Annotated in this window: 12 protein-coding genes and 1 other RNA gene; 8 read left to right on the top strand and 5 right to left on the bottom strand. The window is 66.9% G+C overall.

All coding sequences use genetic code 11. From position 1 onward, the window contains the following. Positions 1-268: 268 nt before the first annotated feature. Positions 269-3250, top strand: coding sequence for a TrlF family AAA-like ATPase (locus ABE85_RS12975; RefSeq protein ID WP_067282637.1), 2982 nt, complete (start codon positions 269-271; stop codon positions 3248-3250). A gap of 98 nt (positions 3251-3348) precedes the next feature. On the opposite strand, the gene ABE85_RS12970 is transcribed toward ABE85_RS12975, so the two are convergent. Together ABE85_RS12970 and ffs are read right to left on the bottom strand one after the other, a co-directional pair. Continuing rightward, positions 3349-4614, bottom strand: a complete 1266-nt coding sequence (locus ABE85_RS12970; protein WP_197507001.1) for a site-specific integrase — start codon at positions 4612-4614, stop codon at positions 3349-3351. 118 nt (positions 4615-4732) lie between these two features. After that, an RNA gene (ffs, locus tag ABE85_RS12965) (signal recognition particle sRNA small type) lies at positions 4733-4830 on the bottom strand. Between the two features lie 291 nt (positions 4831-5121). Here ffs and ABE85_RS12960 point away from each other — a divergent pair. After that, positions 5122-5553 (top strand): hypothetical protein, encoded by a 432-nt coding sequence (locus tag ABE85_RS12960; protein ID WP_067274976.1) that lies wholly within the window; start codon positions 5122-5124, stop codon positions 5551-5553. A 37-nt stretch (positions 5554-5590) separates the two neighbouring features. Next, positions 5591-6469, top strand: coding sequence for an alpha/beta hydrolase (locus tag ABE85_RS12955; protein WP_231993086.1), 879 nt, complete (start codon positions 5591-5593; stop codon positions 6467-6469). Here the strand turns inward: ABE85_RS12955 and ABE85_RS12950 are convergent. After that, positions 6459-7244, bottom strand: a complete 786-nt coding sequence (locus ABE85_RS12950; RefSeq protein ID WP_067274970.1) for a class I SAM-dependent methyltransferase — start codon at positions 7242-7244, stop codon at positions 6459-6461. The genes ABE85_RS12955 and ABE85_RS12950 overlap by 11 nt on opposite strands. A gap of 78 nt (positions 7245-7322) precedes the next feature. Further along, the gene (locus ABE85_RS12945) at positions 7323-7700 is read right to left on the bottom strand and encodes a SirB2 family protein (RefSeq protein ID WP_067274963.1); all 378 of its coding nucleotides are present in this window, start codon (positions 7698-7700) and stop codon (positions 7323-7325) included. Positions 7701-7920: 220 nt separating this feature from the next. Here ABE85_RS12945 and ABE85_RS12940 point away from each other — a divergent pair, with 220 nt between their 5' ends. After that, on the top strand, positions 7921-8448 hold the full coding sequence (locus tag ABE85_RS12940) for a hypothetical protein (RefSeq protein ID WP_067274960.1): 528 nt from the start codon (positions 7921-7923) through the stop codon (positions 8446-8448). A 267-nt stretch (positions 8449-8715) separates the two neighbouring features. On the opposite strand, the gene ABE85_RS12935 is transcribed toward ABE85_RS12940, so the two are convergent. Next, positions 8716-9840 (bottom strand): AIR synthase-related protein, encoded by a 1125-nt coding sequence (locus tag ABE85_RS12935; RefSeq protein ID WP_067274957.1) that lies wholly within the window; start codon positions 9838-9840, stop codon positions 8716-8718. A gap of 119 nt (positions 9841-9959) precedes the next feature. Between ABE85_RS12935 and dnaX the strand changes: the two genes are divergently transcribed. The 4 genes from dnaX to ABE85_RS12915 all read left to right on the top strand — a co-directional run bounded on the left by dnaX (position 9960) and on the right by ABE85_RS12915 (position 13779). Further along, positions 9960-12188: a DNA polymerase III subunit gamma/tau gene (gene dnaX / locus ABE85_RS12930; RefSeq protein ID WP_067274954.1), complete on the top strand. Its 2229-nt coding sequence runs from the start codon at positions 9960-9962 to the stop codon at positions 12186-12188. Between the two features lie 197 nt (positions 12189-12385). Further along, positions 12386-12712: a YbaB/EbfC family nucleoid-associated protein gene (locus ABE85_RS12925; RefSeq protein ID WP_067274950.1), complete on the top strand. Its 327-nt coding sequence runs from the start codon at positions 12386-12388 to the stop codon at positions 12710-12712. 34 nt (positions 12713-12746) lie between these two features. Then, on the top strand, positions 12747-13334 hold the full coding sequence (gene recR / locus ABE85_RS12920) for a recombination mediator RecR (RefSeq protein WP_067274947.1): 588 nt from the start codon (positions 12747-12749) through the stop codon (positions 13332-13334). Between the two features lie 55 nt (positions 13335-13389). Further along, positions 13390-13779 (top strand): MAPEG family protein, encoded by a 390-nt coding sequence (locus ABE85_RS12915; RefSeq protein WP_067274944.1) that lies wholly within the window; start codon positions 13390-13392, stop codon positions 13777-13779. Positions 13780-13824 lie beyond the last annotated feature (45 nt).

Genomic DNA, 13824 nt, shown 5'->3' with positions numbered 1-13824 from the left:
CCGCAGTAATGCGTCGCGGCTCGGTCCGTCGATCCATGACGACTGCCAACCGGCATAGTTAATCCATCTCGGGCGCGCAACCTCGCTCGTCACATAGCGCAGCCCAGCGCGGCGTCGCTACTGTAGTTGCCCCGAGGGCGCGCCTGAAATCGTGATGCCCGAAGCCCTGGAGATCCTGGCCTTGACCCGTTGACCCGTTGCCCCCTTGGCCCTAGCGGACGCCCGGATCGTGCCGGTAGACTTGCGCGACAGGGAGAGGGACAACAAGATGAGCAAAAGCGCGGTCGATACCTCGCGGGGTTCGTTGTGGCATCGCTGGGACCCCCACATCCATGCGCCTGGTACGGCGATGAACGACCAGTATGGCGGTGCCGATCCCTGGTCCGAATTCTTCACTCGTGTCGACCAGCAGCAGCCGGCCATTCGCGCCCTGGGCATCACGGACTACTTCCTCGTTGACACCTACGAGAAGGCCTGCGAGGCGAAGGCCGCCGGGCGCTTGCCGGGCGTCGAACTCCTGTTCCCCAACGTTGAAATCCGCCTGTCGCTAGGCACGGGGACCAACTCGGCGATCAACGCGCATCTGCTGTTCTCACCGGACGAGAAGGACCACGTCGAGCGTATTCGCCGCCTGCTGTCGGGCTTCAAGTTCCGCTACATGAAGGATGAGTTTCGCTGCGAGCGTTCAGAACTTATGCGCCTAGGGCGTGCGCATGACGTCGCAATTGTCGACGACGGCGTGGCACTCACGGCTGGGGTGAACCAGTTCAAGATCGACTTCGAGGACCTGCGCAAGACCTGGGAGACCAACGACTGGTTCCGCGCCAATTGCTTGGTCGCTATGGCTGCCGGCGAGCGCGACGGAACATCGGGGCTGCGGGATCCGACTGGATCTTTTGCCGCGACGCGCACCAACATCGAGGCCTTTGCACACATCATTTTCAGCGGTAATCCCAAGCAGGCGGCCTTCTATGCGGGAAAAGGGCAAGCGACGCTAGACGAACTCAACGCCAAGTGGGGTGGCGTCAAGCCTTGTTTACACGGGTCGGATGCTCATGATCACAGCAGGGTCGGCAATCCGCTGATGGATCGTTATTGCTGGCTCAAAGGCGCGGTGACCTTCGAAGCCCTGCGTCAGACCTGCATGAACCCCGATGGGCGCGCCTTCATCGGCAAGGAACCGCCGCGTGGCGCGCTACCCAATAGCGCCATCCGATCTGTAGAAGTCAGCCACGCGCCGTGGATGAAGCCGGCGAGGATCGAGCTGAACGCTGGACTTATTGCCATCATCGGAGCCCGTGGATCTGGCAAGACCGCGTTGGCGGATTTCATCGCCATGGGCGGCTGCGCGGTTTTCCAACACCTGAGTGACAAGTCCTTCCTGCGGAGGGCAGGCGAGCACCTGCAGCAGTCCGAGGTCCAGCTGCAGTGGGAATCCGGTGACACCACCTCCAATTCCTTCGCCGGGCTAGAGATGGAGGACCTCGTTGACGCGCCGCACGTGCAGTACCTGTCCCAGCAGTTCGTCGATCAATTGTGTTCGGCGGAGGGGCTGGAGGATCCGCTGGTACGTGAGATCGAACGCGTCGTGTTCGATGCGCACTCGGAGGGTGACCGACTGGACGCTACTTCGTTCGACGAACTTCTGAACATACGCCTGGAGGGGGCTCGAACCAGCCGTAACCGGCATGTCCAGGCCATTTCACGCACTTCAGAGATGATGACCTCCGAGCAGGCGCGCAAAGACGGGCTGCCTGCCCTGGTCAATGAGCGTACGGCTAAGCAGACGGCCATCCAGACCGACGAGGCTGGCATGAAGGCGTTGATGCCCAAAGGCGATGCCGCACGAGCGCAGCGTCACGACCAGGTCGCCGATGCCGTGGAGGCCAAACGGGGCGAGGTGATCGCAGTCAAGGTCAGGCTTGAAGCACTGCAGCACCTCGTGGCCGACGTCAAAAACCTGCGCGAGCGCGAGCTGCCGGAAATGCTCGAAGTCTTGAGGCTTGAGCGAGCAGACGCGGCGCTGCCGGCAGCGGACTGGGATAAGTTCAAGTTGGTCTTTGCGGGAGATGTGGACGCGGTGCTCACGCAGCGACTGCAAGAGACAAAGCGCCAGCTGCGCATGCTCGAAGGAGATTTGACGGCGCCGACTGCGCCAGCCGTCGCGACTGATTCCAGTGTTCCCTTGCTGGCTGACACCGATGATCTGACCAGGCAGCCACTGAAGTTGCTGGAGCGCGAGCTTGCGCGGTTGCGCACGCTGGTGGGCATGGATGCGCAGAACGCAAGACGCTTCAAGCAGATGAGCGACCGCGTTGCGACGGCCAAGATTGCGCTGACCAAGCTGGACGCCGAGATCACGAAGGGCCAGGGCGCGAACGAGCGCATTGACACGTTGCGCCAGCAAAGGCGTTCGGACTATGTCGGTGTCTTCCAGGCTGTGTTGGAGGAAGAGAAGGCCCTGCAAGCGCTGTATCAGCCGCTGAAAGCGCAGATCGCTCAGGCGCAAGGATCGCTTGCCAAGCTCGCATTCACCGTGCGGCGCGATGTGGACCTCGACGCGTGGTGCGAGGAGGGCGAGTCGCTGCTGGACTTGCGTTCGGCGGGAGCCTTCAAGGGCAAAGGAAGCCTGCGCAGCATAGCGTCATTGGCATTGCTCGATGCTTGGCGAACGGGCGATGCCGCGCAGGCTGGAGAAGCGCTGCAGCAGTTCATCGCTGCGCATTCCGCCGACCTGCGCGGTCATCGTCCAGAGCAAATGGAGATCAAGGAATGGTCGCGGCGCGTTTCGGCGTGGTTGTTCAGTACACATCACATCTCGGTCGGGTACGGTCTGGAGTTCGACGGTGTATCTATCGAACGACTGTCCCCGGGAACGCGCGGCATCGTGCTGCTGCTGCTGTACTTGGCTGTGGATGCCCAGGACGACCGTCCTCTGATCGTCGACCAGCCTGAGGAGAACCTGGACCCGCAGTCGATCTACGATGAACTTGTGGTCGAGTTCCAGCGTGCGAAGCTGCGCCGCCAAGTGATCATCGTGACCCATAACGCGAACTTGGTCGTCAACACCGATGCGGATCAGGTGATCGTTGCTCGCTGCGGTAGCCACGAGCCGGGCCGCTTGCCTCAAATGACCTATGTCTCTGGGGGGCTGGAGGAGCCGGCGATCCGGGAAGCAGTGTGCGCCATCCTGGAGGGTGGTAAGCGTGCTTTCCAGGAACGTGCGAAGCGGCTGCGTGTTGCCGTGTAAGTGCAACAGCGCACGTGCACCGAGCGTGCGGATTCGCTGGAATGCTCAGCCGCTGCGTGGTGGCGTAGGCGAAGACGTTCGGGCGCCTCAAATGTCGATCAAAGTAGAAGATGCCGAAGGTAGGCAACGGAAGCGGTGACCCCCGGGTACTCGATCTTCTCTATAGCTGTTCGCAGGTCCGCCAGCGCGCGGTGCGTGTAGACGCGGGCGCCCGTGCTGCCCTTCGCCTCATGCCCCAGTAACGCGTCGATCAAGGTCTCCGCGACTTCGCCGTTCGCGAGCGCGCTGCGGACCGTGTGTCGGAAGCAGTGGAAGTCCGGATATCGGCCCAGACCCAGCGCGCGGCGATGTAGACCAAACCAATGACTGAAGTACCCGCCGGTCTTGCCGTCGCGACGCGGCACGTCAGGCCACATCGACAGGTCTGGGCTCGCAATGCCATTGACGTAGTCGCCGAAGCCCAGCCGGATCAGTTCGCTGTGCACCGGTACTTTCCGAACTGCAGCGCTGGTTTTCAGTCGCAGGTCGTCACCGTCGTCGGTGATGTTCAGGACCAGCGTGCCATTGATCAACTCGATGTCCCGCCGCCGCAGCTGGATCAACTCGCTGATGCGGGCGCCGCTGAACATGCCCAGCAACGGGACCCAGTACGCCGCTGCGCCGCCGCTCTTGATGTCCGCTGGCAAGGCGTATTGCGCATGGAGCGGCGCGTTCAGCAGGGTCTGCAGTTCTTCCGTAGACCAAGGACGCCGTCGGTGTGTCGTCGACGAGTCGATGTCCAGCCCCTCCCAGGGCTGGCGATGGATCAGCTCCAGGTCGACATGGGCGAACTTCAGCAGCGACTTCACCCAGGTCATGCGGTCGTGCGCCGTCTTGGTCGTGGTGCCGCGATCGGGGTGCTGTAGCCAAGCCCGGAACTCGACGCCATGGGCCCGCGAGAGCGCGGCAAGGGGAGGGTTGCCTGTCTGCTGTTCGAAGAGCGCCAAGGCCCGTTTGCAGGCTGCGACGGTGTCCTTGTTGCGGGACTTGGCTTCAGTCCATTTGCCGAAGACTTCCCGCAGGTATGCCGGAGGGGGCGCAGTGGGAGGCAGGGTGGTCGCGTAGTTGCCCGAAGCTGCCGGGAGGGGCAGGAGTTGCCCAGTGGCAGTGGGATGGCCCGCTGATGCCGTTGGAGGCAGTTCCCCGCGAAGGACTTCAGCGCGCAGCATGATGCCCTTGCTGATCGCTTCGCGGCGGCTGCAGGCCCCGAGGGACAGCACGACGCGTCCGCTGCGATAGCGCGACCGCCCCGGATGGTCCAGGGGCAACACGACGCGTAGGTAGAAGCTGGGGCCGCGAGAAAACAGGCCGGTCAGGGTCGACATCGGGATCTCCAGGTGAAGACCTGAGACCCAGAAGTGACACAGCAAGTGATACAAAAGGCCCGCATCCGACGTCATCGCGACGCTAAATGCTTGATTCTTAAGCCTTTTGTTAGATGAGGTTGACGAGCCTTACCCTCGGCACTGGTCACAACGGTTAGGGCTGCTTGGTTCCCCATCTGACCCGGTTGGCCGCGCTTCCATGCGAGGAGGCCCGTCACTTCGCATTCTATCCGAGCTTTCGAGGGGCTCCGACCGAGCCGCCTTCGACCGCGCCTCCTCGTGCGCTTGGCCGTGCGACCCGCGTGCGAACAACGCCGGCCCGCCGTCGACTCAAGCCCGGCGCCTGTGGTTAAATCCGTTCCGGATCTCGTGGGCGCCAGCCCTCCAGTGCCATCGCCGATTTACCAACTACTTGCGGGCGATCAACAAATGCGGCTAAAGCGTTGCGGCTCCGACTGCCCCCGGGCCGGCAAACGCCGGTGATCTCTGTGGGCTCGGAGTTTTTTCATGTCCGCTCGTCTGGCCCAGTTCGACTCGCTGCTGTCGCGCCGCCGCGCCGCTCGCACCACCACCACGACCAACACTTCGCCCGTCCAGCCCCCGCGCACCCTGCGCGACCCCTGGGGCGAACCGGTCGCCGAGTTCTCCCGCTTCCCGTCCGACCTTGCGCTGCTCAAGGCCGCGTTCCGCCTCCAGGCGGACGACTGGATCGGCCCGCTCGCCGACGATGGCCAGTCCCATCGACTGAACGCCGCCTGGCGCCTCGCGCTGCTGCGTGCCGATCGCCATGGACGCGCCCGCTATTCGCGTGATGTCGGCCCGCAGTGGCTCAGCTCGCCGCGCGTCGCCCGCCCCGGCGAAAGGCCCGCCGCCCTGCGCCGCGAGTTGCACGCCGCGGCTGTCCAACAGCTCTGGCTGGCCGGCTGGAAGCTGGCCTGATCGGATCACGATGAGGCGGTTGGCGCGGATCCTCCTGGTGATCGCTGCGCTCGCCGTCCTCGGTGCCGGGGCGCTCTGGTCCGCGGGCCGCGAACTCGCGGCGCCGGCCTTCCGCGCGATCGGCGCGCCGCCGCCTGCGTTGCAGGCGCGACAGATCCAGCTGGTCACTTCCTCCGACGTGCTCGTGTCGGGCTGGTGGAGCCCCGGCCGTCCCGGCCTCGGCACCGTCCTGCTGCTGCATGGCGTGCGCGGCGACCGCCGCCAGATGCTGCATCGCGCGCAACTGCTGCATCGTCAGGGACGCGGCGCGCTGCTGATCGATCTGCCCGGCCACGGGGAGAGCGGCGGCACCGCCATCACCTTCGGATGGCGTGAGTCCGAGGCCGTCGTCGCCGCGCTCGAGTTCCTCGCCAAGGAGGCGCCCTGCGAGCGGCGCGCCGTCATCGGCGTCTCGCTGGGCGCCGCGTCGACCGTGCTCGCACGCGGCCTGCCCCGGATCGACGCCGTGGTGCTGGAGTCGATGTACCCGACGATCGAGGACGCCGTCTCCGACCGCCTCAAGCTGCATCTCGGCGAGTGGGCCGGCGGCCTGTCGCCGCTGCTGCTGTCGCAGTTGCCGCTCCAGCTCGACATCACCGCGCAGCAGTTGCGCCCCATCGATCACATGGCCGAACTGCATGCGCCGCTGCTGGTGATCTCGGGCAGCAGCGACCGCCATACCAGCGCCGCGGAAACGCAGCGGCTCTTCGCCGCCGCGGCCGAACCCAAGTCGCTGTGGATGGTCCCGGGCGCCGCCCATGTGGACCTGTTCGACTTCGCGCCGGAGGACTACGCGAGGCGGGTCTCCGCCTTCTTCGCGAGTCGCCTGGACAGGCCGACGTGCGTCCCCGACCTCGCGGCCGCGTTCACGCCGTGACGAGCCGCTCCGCGAGCCACGCCTCGGTGGCGTAGGGGAAGGCGATCGTCGGCTCGCGCAGCTCCGCGTAGCGGTCCTTCAAGGCGCGCAGCCGATCCGCGACGACGGCTTGTTCCGACTCCGGCAGCGACGCGATGAAGCTCACCGACAGGATGCGGTCGAGCACCACCTGCTCGAACGATCCCACGTGGCTGTGCGGGAACACCGTCCGCTGCAGCGGACCGAAGAGCGTCTGTCCCTCGAAAGGCTGCTTCCACGTGCCTTTGTAGAAGCGCGGCGCATCGCCCTCGTAGGGGGTGACGATGTCGGTGATCTCGGCGACCCAGTCGCGCGATTCGTCGCGGACGTTCCAGATCAGACCCAGCCGCCCGCCCGCGCGCAGCACGCGGTGCATCTCGCGCAGCGCCTGCGCGTTCGCGAACCAGTGGAAGGCCTGCGCGCAGACGAGCACGTCGGCGTCGCCGTCGGCCAGCGGGATCGCCTCCGCGGTGCCCGCGAGCGCGCGCACGTCCGGCAGGCTTTCCGACAGTCGCGCGCGCATCGCATCGACCGGCTCCACCGCCGTCACCGTCGCGCCGGTACGCGCCAGCAGTTTCGTGAACTTGCCGGTGCCCGCGCCGAGATCGACGACCCGCGCACCCGCCCGGACGCCGAGCGCCTCGCCCAGCCAGCCGGTGAGGGCGTCGGGGTACTCGGGGCGGCCGCGCTGGTAGTTGTCGGAGGCGCTCGTGTAGCCGCGCTGGGCGGCGTCGTGGATGGGGGTGTTCGCAGGCATCGGACGATCCTACGCCGGGCCGGCCGAGGAGGCGTCAAGCCCGCGTCATCGGCTCGATCGCGCGTCGGCGTCCGTTCATCAGAGTCCGAGCAAGACCTGACGCGTCATCGACACCGCCATCACATACGCCAGCGCCAAGAGCGCGAGCACGTAGCCGAGGAGTCGGAACTCCCCGCGTCCGAAGGCCCAGTGTCCGGTCGCGAAGTAGATTCCCAGCGCGATGAATTTCGCCGTCATCCAGGTCTCGTAGCGCGGGTCGAGGTGCAACGCTCCCCACAGGCTGAGGCCGGACACGACGATCAGCACGTGGCTGCTGAACACCAGCGTGCGCAGCCGCTCGTCCGTCACCCACGCGGCGCCGAACTGATGCGCAAGCCCGCGGACCAGGAACAGCCCGATGCTGCACCACGCCAGCAGCGCATGCATCTTGACCATCGGGCCGTAGAACCAGTCCATGACCGGGGAGCTTCGTCACCCGGCGGAGGGATGTCAACCTGGGGAACGCGAGGCGGGGCAGGGCTCCGGGCGATCACCCCGATTCCCCTCGATTCCCCTCGGAAGAGGGCCCCCTTCACATCCCCCGCCGCCCACAAGTTTGAGTCATGGCAGAACGCGTTCCGATTTCGAAAATGAGCGCATTGCATCGACGTGGGTCGGTGGTCGAAAGGCAGTGACGATGTTGAATCGAGTCGAGTTTGAAGAAGTGAAGCCACCCAGGGCGACTGTGGCGACCGAGGTGGGTACTTCGTGGCCGGAGCAAAAAGGGGTTTGGGTCTACAGCAAGGGTCAGGCGCCGTACCAGTTCTTGCCCTGGGTAAGTCCGTGTTCGCCGAACGAGTGGCCGTACAACCTCGAGGCCCTGCGCGGCACGGAGGACTTTGAGGACATCCTTGCATGGCACTGCGGGAAGTATCCCGACGTGACTCGCGAGGATCTGAATCTGTATCTGGAGCTGTTGCTCCAGTACGTCGGAGATCGCCAGATCAGTGTCCAGATCCATCACGACATCGATACGCAAGACCGTTATCCATGGTTTACCGCCTGGGGGTTTGATCGGAACGATGCGGACGAGGACGACGGCCGGATGTTGGGCTTCAAGCGAGCGCGCAATGCGGTTCCCGCGCTTGATCATCTGTTCTGCCGCGTCGGCGTGTCGATGGAATGGTGTGCATTCGAGGACCGGCACGTATCGGATAAGGAGTGATGCACTCGGCGAGAAAGACATCGCCGATGATCTTTGGACGCTGCGAGACGAAAGGAATCGGGCGGATTACGAGACGCGCATCCGCGTGACCCCGGCAAGGTGTCTGCAGGCCATGGCGATCTCCCGCCGCCTTCGTATGGCGTTGAAGGTGATTGAGGGACGCGCCAACTATCGGGCACTGGTTTCCACAGATGTCGTGACGAGTTGAAGCCTCGGAAACAACGAAGGGCGCCGCAGCGCCCTTCATTCCTTCAGACCTGACCCCGCTCAGCGCAGCTGCAGATCGTCATCCCCGAAACGGATGTCCAACGGCTCGATCAGCAGCTGCTTCTCGCCGTCCTCGACGCGGCCCGCGTCCCACGCATCGATGCCGCAGGCCTTGGCGATCTCCACCACCTTGGCCGCCTGGTCCGCCTTCACGAAGATCGCGAAACCCGCGCCCATGTTCAGCGTCGAATAGGCCTCGCGGTCGTCCTGCTGCGCGTGGTCCTGGATGAACTTCAGCACCGGCGTCACCGGCGGCACCGTGTGGATGCGGTACGTGAACTTGCCCGGGTGCCGCAGCAGCTTGCGCCAGCCGTGGCCCGTGATGTTGGCGCAGTAGTGCGGCGTGATGCCGGCCTTGTACAGCGCCTCGGTCACCGGCGAGTACAGCGCCGTCGGCGCCAGCAGCGCGTCGCCGTAGGTCAGGCCCGGTTGCACTTCGGTCAGGTAGCCCTGAGGCAGACGCTCCGTCAGCTTGCGCGCCAGGCTCAGGCCGTTGGCGTGGATGCCGGACGAGGCCAGCAGCACGATCGCGTCGCCCGCGCCCAGCTTGTCGCCGACCGACAGACGTTCCTTCGGATTGATCAGGCCGGTGCAGGACGCCGCCAGGTCGATGCGGCCGCCCTCGACGATGCCCGCCAGCGCCGGCGTCTCGCCGCCGCCCCAGGCGACCTGGCAGACGTCGCAGGCCTTCTTCCAGCCCGCCACCAGCGACTGCGCGCGCTGCGCGTCGCCGAACCAGTCCGAGCCGCCCGCGGCCCAGTAGGCCTGCACCACCAGCGGCGTCGCGCCGACGGTGATCAGGTCGTTCACCGCCATCGCGATCGTGTCCTGCGCGATGCCGTCGTAGTAGCTCTTGCCGGTCAGCGTGGCCATCTCGTCGGCCACCAGCGTCTTCGTGCCCAGGCACTCGACGATGGACGCGATGTAGAACGGACCCACGTCGACGACGTACGCCGACTCGCCGCGCGAGGCCTTCACTTCGGTGAAGCCATGGGCGCTCAGGTGGCCGGCGGTCGCGGCCGCGGCGCGCTGGGCGCTGATCTTCAGCGGGTCGATCAGGTCGTAGTTGACGCCGGCCTGTTCGTAGCTCAGCGTGCCGGAGGAGGGGTCGTGCGGGGTGCTCATGGGCGCGGATTATCCGTCAGCGCTGACTGACTCCCGGAAGGACTCTCCTGACAAACCCGGACGTGCCTCGCCCTCGGGCCGTCCGGTCGGAGGAGACCGCCCCCGTAGAATGCCTCGCCATGAGCTACCAGGTCCTCGCACGCAAGTACCGCTCCCGCACGTTCGAGGAGCTGATGGGTCAGGAACACGTCGTCCAGGCCCTGGCCAACGCGCTGACGCAGCAGCGCCTGCACCACGCCTACCTGTTCACCGGCACCCGCGGTGTCGGCAAGACCTCGGTGTCGCGCATCCTGGCCAAGTCGCTGAACTGCGTCGGCCCGGACGGCACCGGCGGCATCACCGCCCAGCCGTGCAACGTCTGCGACGCCTGCCGCGACATCGACGCCGGCCGCTTCGTCGACTACGTCGAGCTGGACGCCGCCTCCAACCGCGGCGTGGAGGAGATCTCCCAGCTGCTGGACCAGGCCGTCTACAAGCCGGTCATCGGGCGCTTCAAGGTCTACATGATCGACGAAGTGCACATGCTCTCGAACACCGCCTTCAACGCGATGCTGAAGACGCTGGAGGAGCCGCCCGAGTACCTGAAGTTCGTGCTGGCCACCACCGATCCGCAGAAGGTGCCGGTGACGGTGCTGTCGCGCTGCCTGCAGTTCAACCTGCGGCCGATGGCGCCGCAGACGGTGCTGGAACACCTGACGCGCGTGCTCTCCAACGAGAGCGTCCCGAACGAGCCCGGCGCGCTGCGTCTGCTGGCGCGCGCGGCGCGGGGCTCCATGCGCGACGCGCTGTCGCTGACCGACCAGGCGATCGCCTTCGGCTCGGGCGAGCTGAAGGAAGCCGGCGTGCGCCAGATGCTGGGCAGCGTCGATCGCGGCCATGTGCTGGGCATCCTGAACGCGCTGATCGCGGGCGACGGCGCCTCGCTGGTCGGTGCCTCGGACCGGCTGCGCGACATGGGCCTGTCGGCGGGCGGCACGCTGGAAGACCTGGCGGTGTCGCTGCAGCATCTGGCGGTCGCGCAGGCGGCGCCGGGCGCGCTCGACGCGGGCGATCCCGATCTGGCCGAACTGCTGCCGCTGGCGAGCCAGTTGCCGGCGGACGAGGTCCAGCTGATGTACAGCATGGCGCTGCACGGACGGCAGGAACTGCCGCTGGCGCCGGATGAATACGCCGGCCTGACGATGGTCCTGCTGCGCATGATGGCGTTCCGGCCGAACGGGCCGGGCGCACGTCAGCCGTCGGTGCCGGAAGGCGCCGCGCGCCCGGCCCCGGCGCCTGCGGTGAGTGCCGCGCCGGTGACTCGTCCGCAGCCCGCGTCTGCGGCACAAGCGCCTGTGCCGATGCCGGCCGCGCCCGCTCCGGCGCCCGCCGTGCCGCGTGTCGCCGAGGCGGCCGCGCCTGAACCCGAACCAGAGCCTGCGCAAGCGCCTGTAGCGGCGCCGGTAGTCGCAGCGCCCGAAGTGGCGCCGGCCAAGGTGCCGCCGGCGATCGTCGAAGCCGCTGTTGAAGCGGAACCTGAGCCTGAGCCAGTGCCGATACGGGCATCAGCGCCGGCTCTTGCGCCAGCACCTGCGCCCGTCGTGGCTGCTGAGCCGCCCCGCGCCGCGCCTGCGCCGGTGGAGGCGCCAGCGCCGCGTGCCCCGTCCGGCCCGCTGCGCGCCGCGCAGGCGGGTGCGCCCGCGACCCGCTTCAGCGAACGTCTGCGCCCGCGTGCGGGACCGCCGCCTGCGGTGAAGGTCGAGTCCGACGCCGAGGAGCCCGAGGACCTGTCCCCGCCGCACGACGACAACGGCCCGCCGCCCTGGATGGACGTGCCGCCGCCGACCGACGAGGAAGCCTCGGTCGGCCTGTCGATGCCCGACATGGACGATCCGAGCCCGGCGTCCGCCGAGTCCGGCAGCGGCGGTGGCGGCGGCATCTATGTCTCGACCGCGATTGAAGAAGTCGATCTCGTGCCGACGCCGCTGGGCGAGCGCTGGTACGCGATCGTCCCTCAACTGGGTCTGAACGCGCTGGCGCGCGAGCTGGCGCTGCAGGCCGAATGCCTGGAGATCGACGAGAGCGCCGAGCCGCAACGCTGGCGCTTCCGCGTCGAGCGTGAATCGCTGCGCCAGCCCGGTCTGCTGGAGAAGCTCCAGTCGGTGCTGGCCACCTTCGCCGGCAAGTCGGTGCGGGTCGACATCGAGGCGGGTCGCGCCTCCGATTCGCCCGCGCTGCGCGACACGCAGTCGACGCGCGCCCGTCAACGCCTGGCCGAATCCATCATCCTGGAAGATCCGGAAGTCCAGCAGCTGCTCGCGCAGTTCAAGACGGCGCGGATCCTGCCCGGCTCGATCAAGCCCGTCTGACCGCCCGACCGTCCGACCGTCCGACCGCCTGGACGTCCGCTCGTCCGGCCGCCCGAACGTCTGGCGGGCTGACAGGACGGCGTCGTCAGCGCAGGGGCGCGCCGTGGGCGACAATCTGTCCATCGCATCGACCTCCGGGTCATCACCGGGTCGGCCCTCCACCGGCCCATTGAATCTCTGAACAAGGAATCACGATCATGATGAAGGGTCAACTCGCAGGCCTGATGAAGCAGGCGCAGGCGATGCAGGACAACCTGAAGAAGGCGCAGGACGAGCTCGGCAACATCGAGGTCGAAGGCCAGTCCGGCGCCGGCCTGGTGAAGGTCACGATGACCTGCAAGCACGACGTCAAGCGTGTCGCCATCGACCCCAGCCTGCTGGCCGATGACAAGGACATGCTGGAGGACCTCGTGGCCGCCGCGTTCAACGACGCCGTGCGCCGCGCCGAACAGGTCAGCTCCGAGAAGATGGCCAAGCTGAGCGCCGGCATGCCCATGCCCCCGGGCATGAAGTTCCCGTTCTGATCGCCGTTCTGATCATCGATCGGATCGGACTGCGGTGACCGCGCTCGACCAACTGATCGAGGCCCTGCGGCGCCTGCCCGGCGTGGGCCAGAAGTCGGCCCAGCGCATGGCCTACCACCTGCTGCAGCACGACCGCGCCGGCATCGACGCGCTGGCCCGTGCGCTGCAGGGCGCGGCGAGCAACGTGCGCCATTGCGAGCGTTGCCATACCTTCAGCGAGGCGCCGCTGTGCTCGATCTGCTCGGACCGGCATCGCGACGCGCGGCTGCTGTGCGTGGTGGAGTCGCCGGCCGATCAGGCCGCGATGGAGCGCACGGCCTCCTACTTCGGCTACTACTTCGTGCTGCAGGGGCGTATCAGTCCGCTGGACGGTGTGTCGACGCGCGAGATCGGCGTCGATCAGCTGCTGGCGCGGGCGACCGACGGGCAGGTGGAGGAGGTGATCCTCGCCACCAGCTTCACCGCCGAAGGCGAGGCGACCGCGCACGTGCTGGCCGAGGCACTGCGCGCGCGTGGCCTGCGCAGCACGCGGCTGGCGCGGGGCGTGCCGGTGGGCAGCGAGCTGGAATACGTCGACCTCGGCACCATCGCGCATGCGCTGGTGGATAGGCGGTCGACCTGATCCGCCGGCTGCCGTCGGCCTCCGATCGCGATTCGACGAGAAGCGGGAGTCCGCCATGACCATCGCTAACTACTGCCTGATCGTCGCCTGCCTGATGCCGGTGCTGTGCGCCGCGCTGGCGAAGTCCCGAGGCTTCGGCAAACGCCGCCGCGACGGCGGCTTCGACAACCACGACCCGCGCGGCTGGCTGACGCGGCAGAGCGGCTGGCAGGCCCGCGCCAATGCGGCGCAGGCCAACAGCTTCGAATCGCTGCCGCTGTTCATCGCCGGCGTGCTGGCGGCGCAGCAGATGCAGCATGCGCAGTCGCGCATCGATCTGCTGGCGATCGCGTTCATCGTGACGCGGGTGGTCTACGTCGCGCTCTACATCGCGGATCAGCCGAGTCTGCGCAGCTTGGCGTGGGGTGTCGGTACGGCGCTCTCCGTGGCGCTCTTCTTCGGTTGACTTCGCCGCTCCAGACGACAACGGCCGCTCATCGAGCGGCCGTTG

This window comes from Mitsuaria sp. 7 (assembly GCF_001653795.1).
Classification (GTDB): Bacteria; Pseudomonadota; Gammaproteobacteria; order Burkholderiales; family Burkholderiaceae_C; genus Roseateles.
This window is presented reverse-complemented; position numbering and strand designations above follow the sequence as displayed.

Excerpts from the sequence above, each read along its gene's own strand:
- ABE85_RS12975 (WP_067282637.1), top strand. The coding sequence starts at position 269 with ATGAGCAAAAGCGCGGTCGATACCTCGCGGGGTTCGTTGTGGCATCGC.
- ABE85_RS12970 (WP_197507001.1), bottom strand. The coding sequence starts at position 4,614 with ATGTCGACCCTGACCGGCCTGTTTTCTCGCGGCCCCAGCTTCTACCTA.
- ABE85_RS12960 (WP_067274976.1), top strand. The coding sequence starts at position 5,122 with ATGTCCGCTCGTCTGGCCCAGTTCGACTCGCTGCTGTCGCGCCGCCGC.
- ABE85_RS12950 (WP_067274970.1), bottom strand. The coding sequence starts at position 7,244 with ATGCCTGCGAACACCCCCATCCACGACGCCGCCCAGCGCGGCTACACG.
- ABE85_RS12945 (WP_067274963.1), bottom strand. The coding sequence starts at position 7,700 with ATGGACTGGTTCTACGGCCCGATGGTCAAGATGCATGCGCTGCTGGCG.
- ABE85_RS12940 (WP_067274960.1), top strand. The coding sequence starts at position 7,921 with ATGTTGAATCGAGTCGAGTTTGAAGAAGTGAAGCCACCCAGGGCGACT.
- ABE85_RS12935 (WP_067274957.1), bottom strand. The coding sequence starts at position 9,840 with ATGAGCACCCCGCACGACCCCTCCTCCGGCACGCTGAGCTACGAACAG.
- dnaX (WP_067274954.1), top strand. The coding sequence starts at position 9,960 with ATGAGCTACCAGGTCCTCGCACGCAAGTACCGCTCCCGCACGTTCGAG.
- ABE85_RS12925 (WP_067274950.1), top strand. The coding sequence starts at position 12,386 with ATGATGAAGGGTCAACTCGCAGGCCTGATGAAGCAGGCGCAGGCGATG.
- ABE85_RS12915 (WP_067274944.1), top strand. The coding sequence starts at position 13,390 with ATGACCATCGCTAACTACTGCCTGATCGTCGCCTGCCTGATGCCGGTG.